The sequence below is a fragment of the Pseudomonas sp. AC172 genome, assembly GCF_979258595.1.
On record NZ_OZ409868.1, the window covers coordinates 133,450 to 158,327 of the forward strand.

General features: G+C 58.6%; 20 protein-coding genes. 11 read left to right on the forward strand and 9 right to left on the reverse strand.

Annotated features, from left to right (window positions below):
• Positions 1-59: 59 nt before the first annotated feature.
• Complete coding sequence (locus ACZ0A4_RS00620; protein ID WP_463572651.1) at positions 60-2,651, reverse strand: glycosyltransferase; 2,592 nt, start codon at positions 2,649-2,651, stop codon at positions 60-62.
• Positions 2,652-2,870: 219 nt separating this feature from the next.
• Between ACZ0A4_RS00620 and tcdA the strand changes: the two genes are divergently transcribed.
• A complete protein-coding gene (gene tcdA, locus ACZ0A4_RS00625) occupies positions 2,871-3,683 on the forward strand; it encodes a tRNA cyclic N6-threonylcarbamoyladenosine(37) synthase TcdA (RefSeq protein ID WP_371857765.1) in 813 nt (270 codons plus the stop codon).
• A gap of 117 nt (positions 3,684-3,800) precedes the next feature.
• On the opposite strand, the gene ACZ0A4_RS00630 is transcribed toward tcdA, so the two are convergent.
• The 4 genes from ACZ0A4_RS00630 to ACZ0A4_RS00645 form a co-directional block, all read right to left on the reverse strand.
• On the reverse strand, positions 3,801-4,205 hold the full coding sequence (locus tag ACZ0A4_RS00630; RefSeq protein WP_463572653.1) for a SufE family protein: 405 nt from the start codon (positions 4,203-4,205) through the stop codon (positions 3,801-3,803).
• Positions 4,202-5,407, reverse strand: a complete 1,206-nt coding sequence (locus ACZ0A4_RS00635) for an aminotransferase class V-fold PLP-dependent enzyme (protein ID WP_463572654.1) — start codon at positions 5,405-5,407, stop codon at positions 4,202-4,204. The genes ACZ0A4_RS00630 and ACZ0A4_RS00635 overlap by 4 nt, the downstream gene beginning before the upstream one ends.
• A gap of 149 nt (positions 5,408-5,556) precedes the next feature.
• Positions 5,557-6,591 (reverse strand): 2,3,4,5-tetrahydropyridine-2,6-dicarboxylate N-succinyltransferase, encoded by a 1,035-nt coding sequence (gene dapD / locus ACZ0A4_RS00640; protein WP_141128834.1) that lies wholly within the window; start codon positions 6,589-6,591, stop codon positions 5,557-5,559.
• A gap of 33 nt (positions 6,592-6,624) precedes the next feature.
• Complete coding sequence (locus tag ACZ0A4_RS00645; RefSeq protein ID WP_003222107.1) at positions 6,625-6,987, reverse strand: ArsC family reductase; 363 nt, start codon at positions 6,985-6,987, stop codon at positions 6,625-6,627.
• Positions 6,988-7,279: 292 nt separating this feature from the next.
• Between ACZ0A4_RS00645 and ACZ0A4_RS00650 the strand changes: the two genes are divergently transcribed.
• Positions 7,280-8,911: a Na+/H+ antiporter gene (locus ACZ0A4_RS00650; RefSeq protein WP_463572655.1), complete on the forward strand. Its 1,632-nt coding sequence runs from the start codon at positions 7,280-7,282 to the stop codon at positions 8,909-8,911.
• Here the strand turns inward: ACZ0A4_RS00650 and ACZ0A4_RS00655 are convergent.
• From ACZ0A4_RS00655 to map, 4 genes are all read right to left on the reverse strand, one after another.
• Positions 8,904-9,596 (reverse strand): M12 family metallopeptidase, encoded by a 693-nt coding sequence (locus ACZ0A4_RS00655; protein ID WP_463572656.1) that lies wholly within the window; start codon positions 9,594-9,596, stop codon positions 8,904-8,906. The two genes, ACZ0A4_RS00650 and ACZ0A4_RS00655, sit on opposite strands and share 8 nt — an antisense overlap.
• Positions 9,597-9,801: 205 nt before the next feature.
• Positions 9,802-11,001 (reverse strand): succinyldiaminopimelate transaminase, encoded by a 1,200-nt coding sequence (gene dapC, locus ACZ0A4_RS00660; protein WP_463572658.1) that lies wholly within the window; start codon positions 10,999-11,001, stop codon positions 9,802-9,804.
• 44 nt (positions 11,002-11,045) lie between these two features.
• The gene (locus ACZ0A4_RS00665; RefSeq protein WP_463572660.1) at positions 11,046-13,748 is read right to left on the reverse strand and encodes a [protein-PII] uridylyltransferase; all 2,703 of its coding nucleotides are present in this window, start codon (positions 13,746-13,748) and stop codon (positions 11,046-11,048) included.
• Between the two features lie 41 nt (positions 13,749-13,789).
• Positions 13,790-14,572 (reverse strand): type I methionyl aminopeptidase, encoded by a 783-nt coding sequence (gene map / locus ACZ0A4_RS00670; RefSeq protein WP_016985097.1) that lies wholly within the window; start codon positions 14,570-14,572, stop codon positions 13,790-13,792.
• A 373-nt stretch (positions 14,573-14,945) separates the two neighbouring features.
• Between map and rpsB the strand changes: the two genes are divergently transcribed.
• The 9 genes from rpsB (at position 14,946) to bamA (ending at position 24,866) form a co-directional block, all read left to right on the forward strand.
• On the forward strand, positions 14,946-15,683 hold the full coding sequence (gene rpsB / locus ACZ0A4_RS00675) for a 30S ribosomal protein S2 (RefSeq protein WP_003222119.1): 738 nt from the start codon (positions 14,946-14,948) through the stop codon (positions 15,681-15,683).
• A 192-nt stretch (positions 15,684-15,875) separates the two neighbouring features.
• Positions 15,876-16,739, forward strand: a complete 864-nt coding sequence (tsf, locus tag ACZ0A4_RS00680) for a translation elongation factor Ts (RefSeq protein WP_007908856.1) — start codon at positions 15,876-15,878, stop codon at positions 16,737-16,739.
• A 209-nt stretch (positions 16,740-16,948) separates the two neighbouring features.
• Entirely contained in the window at positions 16,949-17,692 is a 744-nt protein-coding gene (gene pyrH, locus ACZ0A4_RS00685) for a UMP kinase (RefSeq protein WP_003222124.1), read from the forward strand.
• Positions 17,689-18,246 carry a ribosome recycling factor gene (gene frr / locus ACZ0A4_RS00690; protein ID WP_007908855.1) on the forward strand — a complete coding sequence of 186 codons (558 nt, stop codon included), beginning with the start codon at positions 17,689-17,691 and terminating at the stop codon, positions 18,244-18,246. The genes pyrH and frr overlap by 4 nt, the downstream gene beginning before the upstream one ends.
• A 14-nt stretch (positions 18,247-18,260) precedes the next feature.
• Complete coding sequence (gene uppS / locus ACZ0A4_RS00695) at positions 18,261-19,016, forward strand: polyprenyl diphosphate synthase (protein ID WP_034156332.1); 756 nt, start codon at positions 18,261-18,263, stop codon at positions 19,014-19,016.
• Positions 19,016-19,822, forward strand: coding sequence for a phosphatidate cytidylyltransferase (locus ACZ0A4_RS00700; RefSeq protein WP_038357900.1), 807 nt, complete (start codon positions 19,016-19,018; stop codon positions 19,820-19,822). The genes uppS and ACZ0A4_RS00700 overlap by 1 nt, the downstream gene beginning before the upstream one ends.
• Positions 19,819-21,009, forward strand: a complete 1,191-nt coding sequence (gene ispC / locus ACZ0A4_RS00705; protein ID WP_463572661.1) for a 1-deoxy-D-xylulose-5-phosphate reductoisomerase — start codon at positions 19,819-19,821, stop codon at positions 21,007-21,009. Before ACZ0A4_RS00700 ends, ispC begins: the two co-directional genes overlap by 4 nt.
• Positions 21,010-21,063: 54 nt before the next feature.
• Complete coding sequence (rseP, locus tag ACZ0A4_RS00710) at positions 21,064-22,416, forward strand: sigma E protease regulator RseP (protein ID WP_463572663.1); 1,353 nt, start codon at positions 21,064-21,066, stop codon at positions 22,414-22,416.
• A gap of 74 nt (positions 22,417-22,490) precedes the next feature.
• Positions 22,491-24,866, forward strand: coding sequence for an outer membrane protein assembly factor BamA (gene bamA, locus ACZ0A4_RS00715; RefSeq protein WP_141128828.1), 2,376 nt, complete (start codon positions 22,491-22,493; stop codon positions 24,864-24,866).
• The last annotated feature ends 12 nt before the right edge of the window (positions 24,867-24,878 follow it).

Consider the following 24,878-nt stretch of genomic DNA (forward strand, 5'->3'; position numbering starts at 1 on the left):
GCGGTTATCTTAAAGCAAAACGGCGGCCATTGGCCGCCGTTTAGTGCATCGATGAGGATTTAGACGACCGGCGCCGGCTCAGGCGCAGCGGCCGGTTTGGGCAGCGACGACAGGAACGCCATGATCAGCGCCGCCAGATACGGCAGCGACTGCACCAGCAACATCACTACCCAGAAGCGCATGTCGTTGCTTGGCATGCCGTTGACCAGGAAGATCCCGAGCGCCGCGCCCCACAACAACAGCATGATGAACAGCTCTTCCCGCGCCTCGGAAATCGCCACCCAGAAGCCATGGTTGTCGGCATTTTTCGGCGTGCGGAAGAACGGAATGCTGCTGGTGAAGAAGCCGTACAGCACCGCTTTGGCGATGGTGTGCGACAACGCCAGCCCGGCCAGCGCCGCGCAGAAGGCATCTTTCAGGTTTACGCCGACGGCGCGACGATAAAGGAAGATGATCTTGCCGACCTTGAACACGAACAGTGCCAATGGCGGAATTGCAAAGATCAGCAGCGGCGGATCGACCCGTTGCGGCACGATGATCATCGCCGCCGACCACAACAGCGCGCCGACGGTGAAGAAGATGTTCATGCCGTCCGCGACCCACGGCAACCAGCCTGCGAGGAAGTGGTAACGCTGGCCGCGTGTCAGTTCGGTGTCCTTGCCGCGCAGCAGGCTGGCGGTGTGGCGTTTGATGATCTGGATCGCGCCGTAAGCCCAACGGAAACGCTGTTTCTTGAAGTCGATAAACGTATCCGGCATCAGCCCCTTGCCGTAGCTGTCGTGGTAATACGCTGCCGACAGGCCTTTCTCGAACACGCGCAGGCCGAGTTCGGCGTCTTCACAGATGCACCAGTCGGCCCAACCCAATTCTTCCAGCACCGAACGGCGGGTCATGGTCATGGTGCCGTGCTGAATGATCGCGTCACGATCGTTACGGGTGACCATGCCGATGTGGAAGAAGCCTTTGTATTCGGCGTAGCAGAGCTTCTTGAAGGTGCTCTCGTTCTGGTCGCGATAATCCTGCGGCGACTGCACCACGGCGATTTTCGGGTCGGCGAAGTGCGGCACCATGTGCTTGAGCCAGTTCGGGTGCACGCAGTAATCGGAGTCGATCACCGCGATCACTTCGGCGTCCTTGGCGGTGTGTGGAATCAGGTAGTTCAGCGCGCCGCCCTTGAAACCGGCCAAGGGCGAGACGTGGAAGAACTTGAAGCGCGGGCCGAGGGTTTCACAGTAGTCGCGCACCGGCTCCCACACCGCCGGATCCTTGGTGTTGTTGTCGATGATCAGGACTTCGTAGTCCGGATAATCCAGCGCGGCGAGGGCGTCGAGGGTCTGTTTGACCATCTCCGGCGGCTCGTTGTAGCACGGCACGTGGATCGAGACTTTCGGGCGATAGCTGGAGTCGCCCTCGACCGGCAGGAACTCGCGCCGACGCTTGTGAATCCACACCGCTTCGGCCAGCTCATGCGCCTCCGTCAGCAAGACGATAAATACCCCAAGCGCACCGAGCGCCAAGAGGAAGCCCACCGTCAAACTGAACCACGTGCTGTATTGCAGGCTGTAGTCGTAACCGATCCACACCAGCACCGACCCGCAAAGGAACGCGATAAAGGTCAGGAAGATTCGCCCACGCTGACGCAGGGCCGAGCCGTCGATCATCAGCAAGGTCAGCGACAGCAGCGCCAGCACCACCGAACCGATGGCCAGTACACGCCATTGCGGGATCGCGACCACCGGGCCTTCGAAGTTGAATTTCTGCTGGCGCGCGGCGTTGAACACGCCCCAGTACGCGCCGACCGAACCTTCATCGCTGGCCTTCCACGGCTGGTCAAACGCTTCGATCACGAAGTAGTTGAAGCCTTGGCGGTTGAGCTTGTTGACCAGGTTACGCAGGTAGATCGCCTGATCTGCCGGCGACGCATCGGCGCCACCGCGCATGCGACCGTTGCTCGGCCAGCCCACTTCGGAAAGCAGCAGCGGTTTTTTCGGGAACATCTTTTTCAGGTCGCGGGCACGGTCGAACACGAACTGGCCGGCCTTGTCGACCGGGATGAACTCCCAGTACGGCAGAACGTGGGCGGCGATCAGGTCAACGTGCTTGGCCAGCTCTGGATGTTCTTCCCAGACGTGCCATTGCTCGGAGGTGGTCACCGGCACTTTCACCGCAGCGCGCACTCGATCGAGCAACACGCTCAGCTCTTGGGCGGTGATTTCCTTGCGGAAAATCGCTTCGTTACCGACCACCACGCGCACCACACTGCGCGAAGTGTTGGCCAGTTCGATGGCGCGGGTGATTTCCCGTTCGTTGCGTTCCTGGTCCGGGCTGATCCAGATCCCCAGCGTCACGCGCAGGCCGAATTCTTCAGCCAGTTTCGGGATGTCTTGCAGCGAACCGTCGACCGAGTAGATACGGATGTTGTCCGTCAGCTTGCTCATGATCTCCAGATCGCGGCGCATTTCGTCGTCAGTCGGGTACTGATCCTTCTGCGGATATTGTCCCTGCTGGAAAGGCGAATAGGAGAAACCGGAGATCTGCTCCGGCCAGTTCGGCGCGGAAACCGGGCGATTGATCAGCGCCCAGAAACCGGTGAACAGGGCGGCGATTGCCAGAACCACCACCAGGTTGAGTCCAAATTTACGCGATGACATAGCTATTTCGGGTTCCAAAGGCTGTGGAACGAAGGATCGGTCGGCTAGACGCCCGAGGGGCGCGCATCCTACACCGGCAGTTCGCAAGTCGTACATCAGACAGGGAAATGCCCGACATTGGGCAGCCGACTTTGACTTAAGTTCTTACACTTGTAGCTGATGTTTAGAACTTGTCGCCGCGTAGCCCTATAATGCGCGCCGGTTTTTGGGGTAATGGTCATGAGTACAGAAGATCCGCGGTTTGCAGGCATCGCCCGTTTGTATGGCATTGAAGGCCTGGAGCGCTTGCGCGCGGCCCATGTGGCGATCGTCGGCGTCGGTGGCGTCGGTTCCTGGGCGGCGGAAGCCATGGCTCGCTGTGGCGTCGGCGAGATTTCGCTGTTCGACCTCGATGACGTCTGCGTCAGCAACGCCAACCGCCAGTTGCATGCGCTGGACAGCACCGTCGGCAAGCCCAAGGTCGAAGTGATGGCCGAGCGTCTGCGCGGGATCAACCCGGATTGCACCGTGCACGCGGTGGCGGATTTCGTCACCCGCGAGACCATGGCCGAATACATCACGCCGAACATCGACTGCGTGATCGACTGCATTGACGCGGTCAACGCCAAGGCTGCGCTGATCGCCTGGTGCAAACGCCGCAAGATCCAGATCATCACCACTGGCGGTGCGGGCGGGCAGATTGATCCGACGCTGATCCAGGTCTGCGACCTCAACCGCACATTCAATGACCCGTTGGCCTCGAAAGTACGTTCGACGTTGCGTCGTGATTATGGTTTTTCGCGCACCGTGACCCGTCATTACAGCGTGCCGTGTGTGTTTTCCACGGAGCAACTGCGCTATCCGAAGCCGGATGGCAGCATTTGTCTGCAGAAGAGTTTTGTTGGTGACGGGGTGAAGCTGGATTGCGCAGGCGGGTTTGGCGCGGTGATGATGGTCACGGCGACGTTCGGGATGGTGGCTGCGACCAAGGCTGTGGACAAGATTGTGGCAGGTGTTCGGCGTCCGGCTGACCGGGTCAAACCTCAGGTTTAATCTGTGTGGCTGATGGCCCCATCGCTGGCAAGCCAGCTCCCACAGGGTTCTATGGTGTTCACAGACAAGGTGAATCCACTGAAACACCTGTGGGAGCTTGCTTGCCAGCGATGGCGATTAACCGGCCAGCTCATTCATTCGCTGGAGCACGGCATTGAGGCCATTGCTGCGCGATGGCGATAGCTGGCGCGAAAGGCCTAGCTGATTGAACCAGTCCGGCAAATCAACCTGCTGCAATTCAGCGGCCGACAAGCCGTTAACCCGCAACAGCAACAACGCCACCAACCCGCGAATCATCCGCGCATCGCTGCTGGCGCTGAATTGCCAGTGACCGTCGTGCAGTTCGCCAACCAGCCACACCTGACTCTCACAGCCATGCACCCGATTAGCGTCGCACTTGTCCGTGTCATCCAGCGGCGGCAGACGATCACCAAACTGCATCAACAACCGCGCCCGTTGTTCCCAGCCGGCTGCGTTCTGAAAAGTCTGCAGCGCCTCTGCCGCTGCGACCGGCAAGCTCATCGCAACAACTCCAATGCCTGATCCAGTGCTTCAAAGAAGCGCTCCAGATCCTCGGAATCGTTGTACAGCGCCAGCGACACACGAATCGCCCCGGCCAGTTCGAAGCTTTTCAGCAGCGGCATCGCGCAGTGATGGCCGGCGCGCACGGCGATCCCTTGCTCAGTCAGCAAGTGTGCCAGATCAGCGTTATGCACACCCTCGACGACAAAGCTCGCCAGCGCCAGTTGCGGCTTGCCGAGCAGACGAATGCCGTTACGCGCCGCGAGTCCACGCAGTAGATAGTCATGTAGCGCGGCTTCATGGGCAGACACCGCGTCCTGATCCAGACCCGCCAGATAATCCAGCGTCGCGCCAAGGCCGATGACACTGGCAATCGGCGGCGTACCCGCCTCGAAACCCAGCGGCGCAGGGCGGAAGCGCGAGTCGTGATAGTTGGCTTCCAGCACCATCTCACCGCCGAACTGCCAAGGCTTCAACCACTCCAGCGCAGCGTTGCGCCCGAACAGCACGCCGAGGCCATCGGGGCCATAGAGCTTGTGGCTGGAAAACACATAAAAGTCGCAACCCAGCGCCTGCACGTCATGCCGACCATGCACCACGCCTTGCGCGCCATCGACCACGGTTAGCGCGTTCTGCGCCTTGGCCATGCCCAGCAACGCCGGCAATGGCTGCCATGCGCCGAGCACGTTGGACAACTGACTGACCGCCAGCAAGCGCGTGCGCGGGCCGATCAGATGCACAGCGGCAGCGAGGTCGATCAGGCCGTCAGCATCCAGCGGCAGGATCACCAGTTTCAGATTGCGCCGTTGCGCCAGTTGCTGCCACGGCAGCAGGTTGGCATGGTGCTCCAGGGCGCTGATGACAATTTCATCGCCCGGGTGGAAAAGATGTTCGAGGCCATAGGCCAGGAGATTCAGCGCACTGGTGGCGCCGTGGGTAAAGATGATCTGCCCACTGTCACCGGCATTCAGCCACTGGGCAACCTTGAGCCGACTGTCTTCGAACGCCTGCGTCGCGTGAGCGCCGGGCAGGTGTTGCGCGCGATGCACATTGGCTGCGCCATTGGCGTAGTAATGCGTCAGCGCGTCGAGCAGGGCCTGCGGTTTTTGCGCGGTGGCGGCGTTGTCCAGATAGGTCTGGTCTTGCCGTTGCAGTGCGGCGATGGCCGGGAAATCGGCACGCCAGGGGGAGGGAATCATCATCTGTTCAGCCCTGTGAACTTGGGCGGGTATACACCGAACCTTGTGGGAGCGAGCTTGCTCGCGAAAGCGTCGTGTCATTCAGCGATGTTGTTGACTGACCGCACGCCTTCGCGAGCAAGCTCGCTCCCACAGGGGGATCGTATGGCTGCTTAGTTGTGAGCGTGCAGCGCTTCGTTCAGTTCGATCGCCGATTTGTGGGTCTTGCATTCCACAGCGCCGGTTTCCGAATTGCGACGGAACAGCAGGTCAGTCTGACCGGCCAGCTCACGTGCCTTCACGACTTTAACCAGGTTGTTGTTTTCGTCCAGCAGCGCAACCTTGGTGCCAGCCGTCACGTACAGGCCCGACTCAACAGTGTTGCGATCGCCCAACGGAATACCGATACCAGCGTTGGCGCCGATCAGGCAGCCTTCGCCAACCTTGATCACGATGTTGCCGCCGCCCGACAGAGTGCCCATGGTCGAGCAACCGCCGCCCAGATCGGAACCCTTGCCGACGAATACGCCAGCGGAAACGCGGCCTTCGATCATGCCCGGGCCTTCGGTGCCGGCGTTGAAGTTGATGAAACCTTCGTGCATCACGGTGGTGCCTTCTCCGACGTAAGCACCCAGGCGCAAACGTGCGGCATCAGCGATACGCACGCCGGCCGGAACCACGTAGTCGGTCATTTTCGGGAACTTGTCCACCGAGAACACTTCCAGCAGCTCACCGCGCAGACGGGCTTCCAGTTGCATTTCGGTCAGTTCGCTCAGGTCGATGGCGCCCTGGCTGGTCCACGCAACGTTTGGCAGCAGCGGGAAGATCCCGGCCAGGCTCACGCCGTGCGGCTTGACCAGGCGGTGCGACAGCAGGTGTAGCTTGAGGTAAGCCTCAGGGGTCGAAGTCAGCTGTGCGTCTTCTGCCAGCAAAGTGGCGACCAGCGGCTTGTGGCTTTCCGCCAGACGAGTCAGCAGTTTGCCTTGCACGGCGTCGATGCCTTTCACGGCTTCAGCCAGTTGTGCAGCCTGGGCGGTGGTGAAGGTGATGGCCTGGTTGCCTTCGGTGTAACCGAGGATTGGCGCAACCGCGGCGACCAGTTCGGCCGAAGGATTGAGTAATGGCTGTGCGTAGAACACTTCCAGCCATGCGCCTTGACGGTTCTGAGTGCCGACACCAAAGGCGATGCTGAACAGGGAATTGGACATGTAAATACACCTCTACAAAGAGTGACGGGCTGCTTACTTCAGAGCGGCCGCGTAGATATCTGGCTTGAAGCCAATCAGGGTTCGGTCACCGAGATCGAGCACCGGGCGCTTGATCATCGAGGGTTGAGCGAGCATCAGTTCGATGGCTTTCGACTGGTCGAGATCGGCTTTGCGTTCGTCGTCGAGTTTGCGAAAGGTCGTGCCTGCGCGGTTCAACACCGTTTGCCAGCCGTGTTCGTCACACCATTGGGTCAGGTGCTCACGGTCGATGCCGGCGGTTTTGTAATCGTGAAAGTCGTAGCTGACAGCGTGTTCATCGAGCCAGGTGCGCGCCTTTTTCATGGTGTCGCAGGCTTTGATGCCGAAAAGGTGCAACGTTTTACTTGAAACGGTCAAGGAATCGCCCCCTTTGCAGGTGCTGGAAAAAAATGGTGACGGATTATGCCATGACCAAACGGTTTCGTCGGCCACGGTTGTCGTAACGCTGCAAAACCTGTGGGAGCGAGCCTGCTCGCGAAAGGGCCGTTTCAGTCAATATCAGTGTTGAATGATCCACCGCATTCGCGAGCAGGCTCGCTCCCACACGGGGACTGCGTTCCGACAGTGCGACATAGGTGCAACGGTCAGACACAGCCTAAGCGGCTAATATGGCAGTTCAACGCTGTCGATTGTCTGAGATTTCCGCTTTATGCAAACCGCCTACACCGTTCTGATCCTGCTGATGCTGGTCAGCGTCTCGCGTCTGGTCGGTCGGGTCATCCCGCTGCCGCTGCCTCTGGTACAAATCGCCGCCGGTGCCTTGCTCGCCTGGCCAACGCTCGGTCTGCACGTAGCGCTGGACCCGGAGTTGTTCCTGTTTCTGTTCCTGCCACCGCTGCTGTTTTCCGATGGCTGGCGTATGCCCAAGCGCGAGTTCTGGCATCTGCGCGGACCGATCCTGACGCTGGCCGTGGGATTGGTGCTGTTTACAGTGGTCGGCGCCGGTTACTTCATTCACTGGTTGTTGCCGGCAATTGCGTTGCCGGTGGCATTTGCCCTGGCCGCTGTGCTGTCGCCGACTGACGCGGTGGCGGTTTCGGCGATTTCGCAGAACCGCTTGCCGACACCGCTGATGCACATCCTGCAAGGTGAGGCGCTGATGAACGATGCGTCGGGCCTGGTGACTTTCAAGTTCGCCTTGGCCGCAGCCATCACCGGCGTGTTTTCGCTGACCAACGCCAGCCTGACCTTTGTCGTCGTAGCACTGGGCGGACTGGCGGTCGGTGTGGCCTTGAGCTGGCTGGTCGGACGCCTGCGTGCGTGGATGATCGCGCGCGGTTGGGACGATCCGGCGACTCACGTGGTGTTCATGCTGCTGTTGCCGTTTGCCGCGTATGTCTTGGCCGAGCGCCTCGGCGTCTCGGGCATTCTGTCAGCGGTCGCGGCGGGGATGATGCAGAGCTGGCTCGATCTGTTGCCCCGGCAGACCAGCACTCGCTTGCTCAACCGCAGCGTCTGGTCGTTGCTGGAGTTTGCCTTCAACGGTCTGATCTTCCTGCTGCTCGGCCTGCAATTGCCGGACATCATCAAAGCCGTGGTCAGCCACGAGCCGACGTTGTGGCCGACGCTGTTTTATCGCTGTCTCGATGTCGTGGCGATTTTCCTCGCCTTGGTGCTGTTGCGGTTTATCTGGGTACAGAGCATATGGCGCTTGTCGGTACTGTTGCGACGTTGGCGCGGGAAGGGCGATCTGACCCAAGTGCCGACCGCGCGCTCTTGCTGGCTGCTGACCGTCGGTGGTGTGCGCGGGGCAGTGACACTGGCGGGTGTGATGTCGGTGCCGATGTTGATGGGGGCGGATGCGTTTCCCGAGCGTGATTTGCTGATCTTCATCGCCGCCGGGGTGATTCTGCTGTCGCTGGTTTCAGCCTGTATCGCGCTGCCGCTGTTGTTGCGAGGCATCGAGAAAAGTCCGGATGACAAACGGCGCCAGGAAGTCCGCGACGCGTGGCGTAAAACCGCAGAGGCGGCGATTCACGCGCTCGAAACCGAGGAAACTACCCCGCAGGACGCTGCTCAAGCCGCGCTGTCGGCCGAGTTGAAAGCGCGGATCATGTCCGAGTATCGCCATCAGCTCGATGTCTTCAACGATTCCGCCGAAGCCCAGGCCTTGGCGTTCCAGATGGATCTGCTTGAGCGTCGCCTGCGTCTGAAGGCACTAAGGGCGCAACGCCTGGAGCTCTACAGCCTTAGTCGCCATCACCAGATCGGTGATGACGTCCTCAGAGAAGTGTTGGCCGATCTGGATTTGAGTGAGGCCAACTTGGGACAGATCAAATAACCTGGGCCCGATAATCAATGGCGGGATAACTTTGCCTGGCCAGGCGTTTATCCCTGTCACTGAGTTTCAGGTTGAAGGCAATCTCGAAGTTGCCGTGGGTCATAAAGTTTGCTACCGGATAATGCATGATGGAAAGGCGGTCGTATTCTCCTCTGGAAGTCATGTCGCAACTGTCGAGGCGGAATATATTCAGTTCAATTTCATCAGGGTTCCAGCCCTGAATTTCCCTGAAGTGCTCGTACACAGCTTCTATATTCCATGGAATATTGGCATCGGGATGCAGATGAGCATGATGAAACCCCAGTGCATGTCCGAACTCATGCAGCAGCGTGGCTTCAAACAGCGGGTTTTGCGGATCAGTCTGAATGACCAGCGTAGGTTCTTCGGGATCGAGTTCCAACGCTTCGGTGCCGACTGCCGACCAGTTCGCTTCGCCGTTGAGGGCGATACGGATCTGTCCCTGGCCTTGTTCGACCAAAGCAAATGTCAGGCTGACAAAGGGTTCCCATTGACGAATTATCCGTTCGACCCGGTAGGCCAATTCCTCGGGTAAATCTTCCATGAACGAAAAAGTTACCATGCTGGCGTTGTCCCATAACCGGTTGGAATAGGCGATAGAACGCTTGTGACGTTCTCCTGAGTTGAAGTTGCGACTGCGCATTTTGACGAAGGGGTAGTGGTGCATGATCAATATCCATATTGATTTACGAGGTGCTTATAGTGGTGCCCGGAAGTATTTTTCTGAAACGATAGGCCGCGACTGTTAGTTACAGTCACTGTTCATCTGAAGACTATCTTTGGAGAGGACGGGTAGGAAGCCGGTAATTGCCTGGATATGTATCGCGGTGATAAAACCGCGCGCCAGATTGCCTGGCGCGGGCCAATACGGCTTATTGCTGACGGGTGATAAAGGCGCGAATCCGTTCGGCGGCTTCGACGCATTCTGCCAGCGGTGCAACCAGCGCCATGCGTACACGGCCAGCGCCCGGGTTGACGCCATCGACATCACGGGACAGGTACGAGCCCGGCACCACGGTCACGTGCTCCTGCTCAAACAGATCGCGGCAGAAAGCGGCGTCATCACCCTGTACGTTCGGCCACAGGTAGAAGCTGCCATCAGGGCGCTGCACATCCATCACCGGGCTGAGGATCTCCAGCACTGCGTCGAATTTTTCGCGGTACAGCGCGCGGTTGGCGCGCACATGGACTTCGTCGTTCCAGGCAGCGACGCTGGCCAATTGCGTTTGCACCGGCATCGCACAGCCGTGGTAGGTGCGATAGAGCAGGAAACCCTTGAGGATGTCAGCGTCGCCGGCGACAAAACCGGAACGCAGGCCCGGCAGGTTGGAGCGCTTGGACAAGCTATGGAACACCACGCAACGCTTGAAGTCGTTGCGGCCCAGTTCGACGCAAGCCGTCAGCAGGCCAGGCGGTGGTGTTTGCTCGTTGAAGTAAAGCTCGCTGTAGCACTCGTCGGCGGCGATCACGAAGTCGTATTCGTCAGCCAGGGCGATCAGTTTTTTCAGCACATCGACCGGAATCAGCGCACCGGTCGGATTGCCTGGCGAGCACAAAAACAGAATCTGGCAGCGCTTCCAGATGTCTGGCGAAACAGCATCGAAATCCGGGTTGAAGCCGTTCTCGTCCAGGCAAGGCAGATAGTGCGGCTTGGCCCCGGCGAGGAACGCTGCGCCTTCGTAGATTTGGTAGAACGGGTTCGGGCTGACCACGAGTGCGTCATCGCCACGGTTGACCACGGTCTGGGTGAACGCGAACAGTGCTTCGCGGGTGCCATTGACCGGCAGCACGTTGCGCGCCGGATCGATCCAGCCGCTCGGCACGCCGAAACGACGCTCGCACCAGCCGGCAATCGCTTCGCGCAGCGCGGGAATGCCAAGGGTGGTCGGGTACACCGCCATCTGATCCAGACTGTTGGCCAGCGCTTCGGCGACAAAGCTCGGCGAGCGGTGTTTCGGCTCGCCGATCGACAGGGCGATCGGGCGTTTTTCCGGGTTCGGTGTCACGGTGCCGAGCAGGGCGCGGAGCTTCTCGAACGGGTAAGGCTGGAGCTGGTTCAAAGCGTTGTTCATGGGGGCTGGGTCTCGTGCTAAGCCATTTGAATCCGTGCGCGCCATCAGATGCTGAGGCGCGAAAGCTTGATATCGGGTTCCTGATTGACGCTCAGTTGCTCAACGATCGCATCCTGCAAGCGGCTGCACAGCAGCGGGTCGGACAACGGTTGGTTGTGCGCGTCGGTGATGAAGAACACGTCTTCCACCCGCTCGCCTAACGTCGCAATCTTGGCGTTCTGCAGCGACAGGTCGAACTCGAGGAAAATCCCGCCGATCCGCGCCAGCAGTCCCGGGCGGTCGGGTGCGGTCAATTCCAGCACGGTCACCGGTCGCTGGGCATCGTTGTGAATCGTCACCTGTGGCGCAAAGGCGAAATGCTTGAGCTGGCGCGGCACGCGGCGCTGGATGATCGTCGGGTAATCGTCCGGATTGCGCAGGGCTTCGGTCAGGCCTTCACGGATCTGCTTGACCCGCGCCGGGTTGTCGCCGATCGACTCGCCTTCGTTGTCGAGCACGATGTAGGTGTCGAGGGTGAACTGGCTGCTCGAGGTGATGACCCGGGCGTCATGAATGTTCAGGTTGAGCTGGTCCATCGCAGCCACGGTCACCGCGAAGAAGTCGTGCTGGTCCGGTGCATAAATGAAGATCTGCGTACCACCCTCGAACTCGCGCTGGGTGGTTTCCTTGATCAGCACCAAAGGTCCGCCATCGACCGGTTGCTGCAGGATTGCATCGCTATGCCAGGCCACGTCGCCGGCGGTGTGGCGCAGGAAATAGTCATCGCCCAACTGCGCCCACAACTGCTCGACGTCGTCCGGGTCGGTGCCGCCGCGCACCAGAATGTCCAGCGCAGCGCTTTGGGTCTGGCGGATCTGCTCTTCGCGATCCACAGGATTTTCCAGGCCACGGCGCAAGGCGCGTTTGGTCTCGGTGTAGAGCTGGCGCAACAGACTGGCGCGCCACGAATTCCACAGTGTCGGGTTGGTCGCGTTGATGTCGGCCACAGTCAAAACGTAGAGATAATCGAGGCGGGTTTCGTCGCCGACAGCCTGAGCGAAATCGTGGATCACCTGTGGGTCGGACAAGTCCTTGCGTTGGGCGGTGGTCGACATCACCAGATGGTTCTGCACCAGCCAGACGATCAGGCGACTGTCCCACACTGGCAACTGATGGCGCTGGCAGAACGCCTCGGCATCGACCGCGCCGATTTCCGAGTGATCGCCATGCCGGCCTTTACCGATGTCGTGGTACAGGCCGGCCATGTAGATCAGTTCGGGTTTGGGCAGTTTGGCCATCAGCTTGGCAGCCAGCGGAAATTTTTCCGAGACCTGGGTGTACTGCAGTTTGCGCAGGTGTTTGATCAGGTTCAGCGTGTGCGCATCGACCGTATAAATGTGGAACAGGTCGTGCTGCATCTGTCCGACGATAAAACCGAACTCCGGCAGATAGCGCCCGAGAATGCCGTAACGGTTCATCCGGCGCAGGTTGCGGTGGATGCCGATCTTGCACTTGAACAGCTCGATGAACAGGCTGGTGTTGCGAATATCGTTGCGGAAATTGTCGTCGATCAGGTGACGGTGCTCGCGCAACAGACGAATGGTGTCGGCGCGCACGCCTTTGATTTCCGGCTGCTGAGCCATCAGCACGAAGATTTCGAGCATGGCGAACGGCGTGCGGCGGAACACGTTGTCGTTGCGTGCTTCGATATAGCCGTCATGGAGCTGGAAGCGCGAGTTGATCGGCTGCGGCGGCGCTTCGTCTTCCGGCGCGAGGATGACTTCCTCGAAATGCTGGATGATCAGATCGCTGAGCTGGGCAATGCTCATCACCACGCGGAAATACTGCTGCATGAAGTTTTCGACGGCCTGTTTGGCGTCGTCACCTTCAAAGCCGAGAAGCCCGGCAATGGTGCGCTGATGATCGAACAGCAAGCGGTCTTCGGAACGGCCCGCGAGCATGTGCAGGGCGTAACGCACTTTCCAGAGAAATTCCTGGGAGGAGGCGAGCAGGGCGTTTTCGCTTTCGACCAAAAAACCCTCGCCAGCGAGGGCGCGCAGGTTAAGAGTGCCGTACTGACGCCGGGCCACCCAGAGAATCGTCTGAATATCCCGCAGGCCGCCGGGCGAGCCTTTGACGTTGGGTTCCAGGTTGTATTCGGTGTCGTTGTATTTGTGGTGGCGGGCCTTCTGCTCGGCGCGCTTGGCCAGGAAGAACTCCTTGGCCGGCCACATGTGGGCGGTGCTGGTGACGTCGAGCATGCGCTGACGCAGACGCTCGGGGCCGCAAATGGTGCGGCTTTCCATCAGGTTAGTGACCACAGTCAGGTCGGCGCGCGCCTCTTGGGCGCATTCGTCGACAGAGCGAACGCTCTGACCGACTTCCAGGCCAATGTCCCACAGCAACGTGAGAAAACGCTCGATGGAATCGCGGAAAACTTCGTGATCGGCGCTGTCCAGCAGGATCAGCAAATCAATGTCGGAATACGGGTGCAACTCACCACGACCGTAGCCGCCGACCGCGACCAGCGCGATGTCGGCGTCTTCGCTCCAGTTGAACTGCTCCCAGGCCTTTTGCAGAATGTTGTCGACGAACCAGGCACGGTCTTCGATCAGACGGCGAATGTCGCGGCCCTGGCGAAAACGCGTGTCGAGTACCTCGCGAGCCTGGCGGATCGCCTTCTTGAACGCCGCGATAGGACTCGCTTTGAGGGCCAGTTCAGCCTGGAACTGGCCGCGGTCGAAGAGTTCGGGATCCACCTGCGGCATCGATTGGCTTTCCTTCTATAAGGCTGGGAGCGTTTGCTGGATCAGGCCGAGATGCGCGGGATGGTGTCGTCGGCGCGCAGGGTGAAGATCTCGTAGCCGGTGTCGGTGACCAACAGGGTATGTTCCCACTGAGCCGACAGCTTGCGGTCTTTGGTGATAGCGGTCCAACCGTCGCCCAATACTTTGGTGTCGGCCTTGCCCTGGTTGATCATCGGTTCGATGGTGAAGGTCATGCCGGCTTTCAGTTCCATGCCGGTGCCGGCACGGCCGTAGTGCAGGATCTGCGGCTCTTCGTGGAAGACCTTGCCGATGCCGTGACCGCAGAACTCGCGAACCACCGAGAAACCGTTTTTCTCGGCATGCTTCTGGATCACTTCACCGATGTCGCCGAGACGGCAGCCAGGTTTGACGATCTCGATCGCTTTGTACATGCATTCCTGGGTGATCTGCGACAGGCGTTCAGCCCAGACAGGCACTTCGCCGACATGGAACATGCGGCTGGTGTCGCCGTGGTAGCCGTCCTTTATCACGGTCACGTCGATATTCAGGGTGTCACCGTTTTTCAGCGGCTTGTCATTCGGAATGCCATGGCAGACCACGTGGTTGATCGAGGTGCAGATCGACTTCGGGTAGCCCTTGTAATTGAGCGGGGCAGGGATGGCTTGCTGCACATTGACGATGTAGTCGTGGCAGATCTGGTTCAGCTCATCGGTGGTGACACCCGGTTTGACATGTTCGGCAATCATTTCCAGCACATCGGCGGCCAGTTTGCCGGCGACACGCATGCCAGCGATGTCCTCGGGGGTTTTGAGGTTGACGGTCATACAGGCTCTCTCTGCGCTCGGCGGCGCTTGCTGATACGAATAGGGTGGCAGGTGTTCGATTGGCGACCCTGAAAAACGCGATTCTAACAGACGCACGGCGCAATTCAGCGCCCGCGTGCATCGCTTCTCTCTATACAATGGTGCGTTCGGGGCCGATTCCAAGGGGGCTGCGCCCATGTCCTTGGTGCGAATACAGATTCCGGGTTCCGTTTCTGCGCACCCTGTGGTATAAAATGCGCCGCTTTCCGGGGATACCCCGAAAAGCTTAAATCCACACACGTGTCGACACGATGACCTGGGTGCTTTTGGCTTTATGCCACTGGTTGGTCATTGGGATACGTGGAGGCCAAACCCGACTTATTAAGGAACTATCATGTCCCAAGTCAATATGCGCGATATGCTGAAGGCCGGTGTGCACTTCGGTCACCAAACCCGTTACTGGAATCCGAAAATGGGTAAGTACATTTTCGGCGCGCGTAACAAGATTCACATCATCAACCTTGAAAAAACCCTGCCAATGTTCAACGAAGCTCTGACTTTCGTAGAGCGTCTGGCCCAGGGCAAAAACAAGATTCTGTTCGTCGGCACCAAGCGTTCCGCTGGCAAGATCGTTGCTGAAGAAGCAGCACGTTGCGGTTCGCCGTACGTCGATCACCGCTGGTTGGGCGGCATGCTGACCAACTTCAAAACCATTCGTGCTTCCATCAAGCGTCTGCGTGACCTTGAAGTTCAAGCCGAAGACGGTACTTTCGCCAAGCTGACCAAGAAAGAAGCGCTGATGCGCTCCCGTGATCTTGAGAAGCTGGATCGTTCGCTGGGCGGTATCAAGGACATGGGCGGTCTGCCAGACGCACTGTTCGTGATCGACGTTGACCACGAGCGCATCGCGATCACCGAAGCCAACAAACTGGGCATCCCGGTAATCGGCGTTGTCGACACCAACAGCAGCCCGGAAGGCGTTGACTACATCATCCCAGGCAACGATGACGCAATCCGCGCTATCCAGCTGTACATGGGTTCGATGGCTGACGCAGTAATCCGTGGTCGCAACAATGTTGCTGGCGGCACTGTAGAATTCGCAGCTGAAGAAACTCAGGCTGCAGCTGAGTAATTAACGCCCTGGCGTTGACTCAGTAAGCAAAAAGGGGGCTTGGCCCCCTTTTTGCCACCTCGAAAACCATTTGTCGGCGGCGCAGCTACAGCTTCTGTAACGTGCAGCAGCTACAAGGTGGGGTTCGGGACGAATTGAACGCCCGTTCGATCGGGTGGAATGGTTGAAAACCTATCCAAGAGGAATTTGAAAATGGCAGCAATTACTGCAGCGTTGGTTAAAGAACTGCGCGAGCGTACCGGCGAAGGCATGATGGATTGCAAGAAAGCCCTGGAAAAGGCTGACGGCGACATCGAAAAAGCCATTGATGACATGCGTGCTTCGGGCGCAATCAAGGCTGCCAAAAAAGCTGGCAACGTTGCCGCTGAAGGCGCCATCGCTCTGAAAGAAGACGGCAAATCTGCTGTTCTGCTGGAAGTGAACTCGCAGACCGACTTCCTGGCTCTGCAGGACGACTTCAAGGCATTCGTTGCTGAAAGCATCGAAAAAGCCTTCGCCGACAAGCTGACTGATGTTGCTCCACTGATCGAGGCTCAAGAAGCTGCTCGCCTGGTACTGGTCGGCAAGGTTGGCGAAAACGTCAACATCCGTCGTCTGGTTCGCGTAGAAGGCGACGTTGTTGGTGGCTACCTGCACGGCAACAAGATCGGTGTTGCAGTTGTTCTGAAAGGCGGCAACGTTGAACTGGCCAAAGACATCGCTATGCACGTAGCGGCCAGCAACCCTGAGTTCCTGCTGCCATCGGAAGTTTCGGCTGAAGCGATCGAGCGCGAAAAAGCTGTGTTCCTGCAGCTGAACGAAGAAAAAATCAAAGGCAAGCCAGAAAACATTGTTGAAAATATGGTCAAAGGCCGTATCAGCAAGTTCCTGGCTGAAGCAAGCCTGGTTGAGCAGGCGTTCGTCAAGAACCCTGAAATCAAGGTTGGCGAGCTGGCCAAGAAGGCCGGTGCTGAAATCGTTTCCTTCACCTACTTCAAAGTAGGCGAAGGCATCGAGAAGCCGGTCGACAACTTCGCTGAAGAAGTTGCTGCCCAGCTGGCTGCCGCCAAGCAATAAGACGGTTTTCCAACTGTCGCCCGAAAGAGGCTGCCCGCTTACGCGCGCAGCCTCTTTTCAGATGGGGGAGCCAGTTTTTTATTGGTTTCCACTTGGAACTGACTTACAAAGCCATGTTCCGATGGCGCTGAAGCAGCGCCAAGCTAGAGTGAACGCCAGCTGTAAACAGCTCGCAAAGAATTTTAAATACGCCGCAGGAGAGATTCGCAATGGCTCAGCAGGGCAGTGGTTATCAGGCTCGCTATAAACGCATTCTACTCAAGCTTAGCGGCGAGGCCCTGATGGGCTCGGAAGAGTTCGGGATCGATCCAAAGGTATTGGATCGCATGGCGCTGGAGGTCGGCCAACTGGTCGGTATCGGCGTTCAGGTCGGTCTGGTGATCGGCGGCGGCAACCTGTTCCGTGGCGAAGCCCTGAGCAAAGCCGGTATGGATCGGGTGACAGGCGACCACATGGGCATGCTGGCCACTGTGATGAACGCCCTGGCCATGCGCGATGCGCTGGAACGTGCCAATATCTCGGCCATCGTCATGTCGGCTATTTCCATGGTTGGCGTGACTGATCACTACGATCGCCGCAAAGCCATGCGTCATCTGAACTCCAAAGACGTCGTGATTTTCGCAGCCGGTACCGGCAACCCGTTCTTCACCACGGATTCGGCAGCCTGTCTGCGTGCAATCGAAATCGATGCCGATGTCGTGCTCAAAGCGACCAAGGTTGATGGCGTCTATACCGCAGACCCGTTCAAAGACCCGCATGCCGAGAAGTTCGATCATCTGACTTATGATGAAGTGCTGGATCGCAAGCTGGGCGTGATGGATCTGACCGCTATTTGCCTGTGCCGCGACCACAAGATGCCGCTGCGCGTATTCAACATGAACAAGCCCGGTGCCCTGCTGAACATCGTCCATGGCGGCGCTGAAGGCACCCTGATCGAGGAAGGTCAACAATGATCAACGAAATCAAGAAAGACGCTCAAGAGCGCATGCAGAAATCCCTGGACTCTCTGGCCCACGCATTTGGTCAGATTCGTACCGGCAAGGCTCACCCAAGCATTCTGGGTAGCGTGATGGTGCCGTACTACGGCGCAGATACCTCCATCACCCAAGTGGCGAACATCACTGTAAAAGACTCGCGCACCCTGCAAGTCGTTGCGTTCGAGCGCAATATGCTCGCAGCGGTCGACAAGGCAATCCAGAGCGCAGGTCTGAACCTCAACCCGACCAACCTGGGCGAGTTGTTGCTGATTTCCATGCCTGCCCTGACCGAAGAAACCCGCAAGGGCTTCACCAAGCAGGCGCGCAGTGCCGCCGAAGACGCCCGTGTTGCCGTGCGCAACATTCGTCGTGATGCCCTGGGCGAGCTGAAGAAGCTGGTCAAGGATAAAGAAATCAGCGAAGACGAAGAGCGTCGTGCCGCTGCCGATATTCAGAAGCTCACCGACAAGGCCGAGGCTGATATCGACACGGCTACCAAGCAAAAAGAAGCGGATCTGATGGCCGTATAAGGTTCGAGCTTTTAATGGACAAGACCAAGCAGACTGCGCCGTCCGCGGTGCCGCGCCATGTCGCGATCATCATGGATGGCAACAATCGCTGGGCGAAAAAACGCTTTATGCCGGGTGTCGCCGGGCATAAAGCGGGCGTGGATGCTGTGCGTGCCGTGATCGAGGTGTGCGCCGAGGCCAAGGTCGAAGTGCTCACCCTGTTCGCGTTTTCAAGTGAGAACTGGCAGCGCCCGGCCGATGAGGTCAGTGCCTTGATGGACTTGTTCTTCAAGGCATTGCGTCGTGAGGCCAAGCGCCTCAACGACAACAACATCAGCCTGCGCATCATAGGCGATCGTTCGCGCTTTCATCCGGAGCTTCAGGCAGCAATGCGTGAAGCTGAAGCGATGACGGCGGGCTCCAACCGCTTCATCCTGCAGATCGCCGCCAATTACGGTGGTCAGTGGGATATTGCGCAAGCTGCACAGCGTCTGGCGCGTGAAGTCCAGGCCGGACACTTGCGTCCGGAAGACATCACCCCGGATCTGTTGCAAACCTGTCTGGCGACCGGCGATCTGCCGTTGCCAGACCTGTGCATTCGTACCGGTGGCGAGCATCGCATCAGCAACTTCCTGCTGTGGCAACTGGCTTATGCCGAGTTGTACTTCTCCGACCTGTTCTGGCCGGACTTCAAACACGATGCCATGCGCAATGCGCTGGCCGATTTCGCTTCGCGCCAGCGTCGCTTCGGTAAAACGAGCGAACAGGTCGAAGCTGGAGCCCGGGTTTAATGCTTAAACAACGAATCATCACTGCGCTGATCCTGCTGCCGATTGCCTTGTGCGGGTTTTTCCTGCTGGAAGGCTCCGGTTTTGCCTTGTTCATCGGTCTGGTCGTGACTTTGGGTGCCTGGGAATGGGCGCGTCTGGCTGGTTTCACCGGGCAAGCGTTCCGCGTGGGTTTTGCCGCCGTGGTCGCGTTCATGTTGTTCATCATGTACATCCTGCCCGGGCTTGCGCCGTGGGTGCTGGGAGCGTCTGTATTGTGGTGGGCGGCGGCGACCTGGCTGGTGCTGACCTATCCGCGCTCCAGCGTGCATTGGTCCAGTGCGGCAACCAAACTGGTCATCGGCCTGCTTATTTTGCTGCCGGCCTGGCAAGGTCTGGTGCAGATCAAGCAGTACCCGCTGGGTAACTGGCTGATCATGGCTGTGATGGTGCTGGTCTGGGGTGCCGACATCGGTGCCTACTTCTCTGGTCGCAAGTTCGGCAAGCGCAAGCTGGCCCCGCAAGTCAGCCCGGGCAAGAGCTGGGAAGGCGTCTACGGCGGTCTGGCGCTAAGCCTGCTGATCACCGCGATTGTCGGCCTGGTGCGTGACTGGACTGTCGCCGAGCTGCTTAAAGGCTTGATCGGCGCTGCGCTGATCGTCTTCATCTCGGTTGTCGGCGACCTGACTGAAAGCATGTTCAAGCGTCAGTCCGGCATCAAGGACAGCAGTAATCTGCTGCCCGGTCATGGTGGCGTGCTTGATCGTATCGACAGTCTGACTGCCGCAATTCCAGTGTTTGCGGTGCTGCTGTGGATGGCTGCACCGTGAGTCGCCCTCAACAGATTACCGTTCTGGGCGCGACGGGCTCGATCGGCCTGAGCACGCTGGATGTTATTGCTCGTCATCCTGAGCGTTATCAGGTCTTCGCTTTGAGTGGTTTCACGCGCCTGAGTGAGCTTTTCGCTTTGTGCGTGCGTCACGTGCCGCAATTTGCCGTGGTGCCAGAAGCTACCGCCGCACGCGGCTTGCAGGACGACTTGCGAGCCGCCGGTTTGCCGACCCGTGTATTGGTGGGGGAGGAGGGCCTGTGTCAGGTCGCTGCTGCTCCAGAAGTCGATGCGGTGATGGCAGCGATCGTTGGGGCGGCAGGTCTGCGTCCGACCCTGGCGGCCGTTGAAGCCGGCAAGAAGATTCTCCTCGCCAATAAAGAGGCGCTGGTGATGTCCGGCGCCTTGTTCATGCAGGCGGTGCGCAAGAGCGGTTCGGTGTTGCTGCCGATCGACAGCGAGCACAACGCGATCTTCCAGTGCATGCCACAGGATTTTGCCCGTGGACTGAGCTGTGTCGGTGTCCGTCGGATTTTGCTCACAGCCTCTGGTGGTCCGTTCCGACAGACGCCGATGAGTGAACTGGCGCATGTTTCACCTGATCAGGCGTGTGCGCACCCGAACTGGTCCATGGGGCGCAAGATTTCGGTCGATTCGGCCAGCATGATGAATAAAGGTCTCGAGCTGATCGAGGCCTGTTGGTTGTTTGATGCAAAACCCTCGCAGGTTGAAGTGGTGATTCACCCGCAGAGCGTCATTCACTCGCTGGTCGATTATGTCGATGGCTCGGTGTTGGCGCAGTTGGGCAATCCTGATATGCGGACGCCGATCGCCAATGCCTTGGCCTGGCCGGAGCGCATTGATTCTGGCGTGGCGCCGCTGGATTTGTTTGCTGTCGCGCGTCTGGACTTCGAAGCACCGGATGAAGAGCGTTTCCCTTGTCTGCGTTTGGCACGGCAAGCTGCCGAGGCTGGCGACAGTGCGCCGGCGATGCTCAACGCAGCCAACGAGGTGGCGGTGGCAGCGTTTCTCGACGGACGGGTTCGTTACCTGGAAATCGCGAGTATCATCGAGGAGGTCTTGAGCCTCGAACCGGTCGTTGCGCTGGCAGATCTCGATGCCGTGTTTACGGCTGATGCCAAGGCGCGAGCTCTGGCTGAGCAATGGTTGAAGCGCCACGATCGATAGAATTTGCTACACAATGGCTACAGGCGGCACTGAACAGGATTGCGGAGAAAGTAGATGAGCGCGCTCTATATGATTGCCGGCACCCTGATCGCCTTGGGTGTGCTGGTCACCTTTCACGAATTCGGCCACTTTTGGGTCGCGCGTCGCTGTGGCGTCAAGGTTCTACGTTTCTCTGTAGGCTTTGGCATGCCGTTATTGCGCTGGCACGACAAGCAAGGCACCGAGTTTGTGGTTGCCGCGATTCCGTTGGGCGGCTACGTCAAAATGCTCGACGAGCGTGAGGGTGAGGTTCCGGTCGATCAGCTTGATCAATCGTTCAATCGCAAATCCGTGCGTCAGCGTATCGCCATTGTTGCGGCCGGCCCCATTGCCAACTTTCTTTTGGCGCTGGTGTTCTTCTGGGTGTTGGCCATGCTCGGCAGCGAGCAGGTGCGTCCGGTCATCGGTGCGGTTGAGTCCGGCAGCATCGCCGCCAGCGCCGGGTTGAGCGCAGGCCAGGAAATCGTCGCTATCGATGGTGAGCCTACTACCGGTTGGGCGGCCGTCAATCTGCAATTGGTACGACGCCTTGGTGAAAGCGGTTCTCTGCAATTGCTGGTGCGTGAGCAGGGTTCGACTGCGGATACGCCGCGTGAGCTGAAGCTGGACAATTGGCTCAAAGGCGCTGATGAGCCGGATCCGATTCGCTCGCTGGGTATTCGCCCGTGGCGCCCGGCGTTGCCGCCGGTACTTGCCGAGCTTGATCCGAAAGGTCCGGCCCAGGCCGCAGGCCTGAAGACTGGCGATCGTTTGCTGGCACTCGACGGTCAGGCGCTGAATGACTGGCAGCAGGTGGTCGATACCGTTCGTACGCGTCCTGATACCAAAATCATGCTGCGCATCGAGCGCGACAGTGCTCAAATCGACGTCCCTGTGACCTTGGCGGCGCGTGGTGAAAGCAAATCACCAAGTGGTTATCTGGGCGCGGGCGTGAAAGCAGTCGACTGGCCGCCGGAGATGATTCGCGAGGTCAGTTACGGGCCGTTGGCGGCGATTGGCGAGGGTGCTCGTCGCACTTGGACCATGAGCATTCTGACGCTCGATTCACTGAAGAAAATGCTGTTCGGCGAGCTCTCGGTAAAAAACTTGAGTGGACCGATAACCATTGCTAAAGTGGCGGGCGCTTCTGCCCAGTCGGGCGTCGCTGATTTCCTGAATTTCCTTGCTTATCTGAGTATTAGCCTGGGGGTTCTGAATTTGCTGCCCATTCCTGTACTGGATGGGGGGCATTTGTTGTTTTATCTGATCGAGTGGGCGCGTGGTCGTCCCTTGTCGGATCGGGTGCAAGGTTGGGGGATACAGATCGGTATCAGTTTGGTGGTCGGGGTGATGTTGCTTGCTCTGGTCAACGATCTGGGTCGACTGTAACGCTTCGCTGAATTGCGAATCTGCCGCATTTTGCGGCAGTTTGTTTATTGCCAGTTGGAATAAGAAAGGACTTCATGAAACGTCTGCTGCTAACTGCGGTTCTCACCGTATTGATGATCGCCGAAGTTCACGCCGAGTCCTTCACTATCTCTGATATTCGCGTCAATGGCCTCCAGCGGGTCTCCGCGGGTAGCGTCTTTGGTGCCTTGCCGTTGAACGTCGGTGAGCAGGCGGATGATCGTCGCCTGGTGGAATCCACTCGTGCGTTGTTCAAAACCGGTTTCTTTCAAGATATCCAGCTGGGCCGCGAAGGCAACGTTCTGGTCATCACGGTCGTCGAGCGTCCGTCGGTCGCCAGTATCGAAATCGAAGGCAACAAGGCGATCTCGACTGAAGACCTGATGAAAGGTCTCAAGCAATCCGGTCTGGCCGAAGGCGAGATCTTCCAGCGCGCCACCCTTGAAGGCGTGCGTAACGAACTGCAGCGTCAGTACGTCGCGCAAGGTCGCTACTCGGCTACGGTCGATACCGAAGTGGTATCGCAGCCGCGTAACCGCGTCGGCCTGAAAGTGAAAATCAACGAAGGCACCGTTGCGGCCATTCAGCACATCAACGTGGTGGGCAACACGGTTTTCCCTGAGGAAGACCTGACCGACCTGTTCGAGCTGAAGACCACCAACTGGCTGTCGTTCTTCAAGAACGACGACAAGTACGCCCGTGAAAAACTGTCCGGTGACCTGGAACGTCTGCGTTCCTACTACCTGGATCGTGGCTATATCAATATGGATATCGCTTCGACGCAGGTGTCGATCACCCCGGACAAAAAACACGTCTACATCACTGTCAACGTCACCGAAGGCGAGAAGTACACCGTACGTGACGTCAAGCTCAGCGGTGATCTGAAAGTCCCTGAAGATCAGGTCAAGTCCTTGCTGCTGGTGCAGAAAGGTCAGGTGTTCTCGCGCAAGCTGATGACCACCACGTCCGAACTGATCACCCGTCGTCTGGGTAACGAGGGTTACACCTTCGCCAACGTCAACGGCGTACCGCAGCCGCACGATGATGATCACACTGTAGACATCCTTTTCGCTGTTGATCCGGGCAAGCGCGCCTACGTCAACCGCATCAACTTCCGTGGCAACACCAAGTCCGAAGACGAAGTGCTGCGTCGTGAAATGCGTCAGATGGAAGGCGGCTGGGCTTCGACTTACCTGATCGACCAATCCAAGACCCGTCTTGAGCGTCTGGGCTTCTTTAAAGAGGTCAACGTTGAAACTCCGGCTGTTCCGGGTGTCGACGACCAGGTTGACGTGAACTATGCCGTTGAAGAACAGGCTTCCGGTTCGATTACCGCCAGCGTCGGTTTCGCCCAGAGTGCCGGTCTGATCCTCGGTGGTTCGATCACCCAGAACAACTTCCTCGGTACCGGTAACCGCGTCAGCATCGGTCTGACCCGCAGCGAATACCAGAGCCGCTACAACTTCGGCTACGTTGACCCGTACTGGACCGCCGATGGCGTGAGCCTGGGTTACAACGCGTTCTATCGCACCACTGACTACAAAGACCTCGACGTCGACGTAGCAAGCTATGCGGTAGACAGCCTGGGTGCCGGCGTTAACGTTGGTTACCCGATCAGCGAGACTTCGCGTCTGACGTTTGGTCTGTCGGTTCAACAGGACGAGATCAAGACCGGTACCTACACCGTTGACGAGATTTTCGACTTCGTTAACAAGGAAGGCGACAAGTACCTGAACTTCAAGGCCTCGGCCGGCTGGTCTGAATCGACCCTGAACAAAGGCGTACTGCCGACCCGTGGCCGTTCCCAGAGTCTGACCCTGGAAACCACAGTGCCTGGCAGCGACCTGTCGTTCTACAAGCTTGATTACCGCGGTCAGCTGTTCCAGCCGATCAGCGAGAACTACACCCTGCGTCTGCATACCGAATTGGGTTACGGCGACGGTTATGGTTCGACTGACGGCTTGCCGTTCTATGAAAACTACTATGCTGGTGGTTTCAACTCGGTACGTGGCTTCAAGGACAGCACCCTTGGCCCGCGCAGTACGCCGAGCCGTGGCACCAACCCGGGTACGCTGGCCGACCCGGACCAGGATCCACTGCCGTTCGGTGGTAACGTCCTGATCCAGGGTGGTGTCGAGGTTCTGTTCCCGTTGCCGTTCGTGAAAGATCAGCGCTCCCTGCGTACCTCGGTATTCTGGGATGTCGGTAACGTGTTTGACTCCAAGTGCTCGGACACTACCAATGCCAACGGTACCAAGTCGAACACGCAGTGCAACGACATCAGCCTGAGCAACATGGCCAGTTCCGTGGGTGTGGGCGTGACCTGGGTCACCGCACTGGGTCCTCTGAGCTTCGCGTTGGCCATGCCGATCAAGAAACCGGATGACGCTGAAACTCAAGTGTTCCAATTCTCCCTCGGCCAGACGTTCTAAGCGTCTGACCCA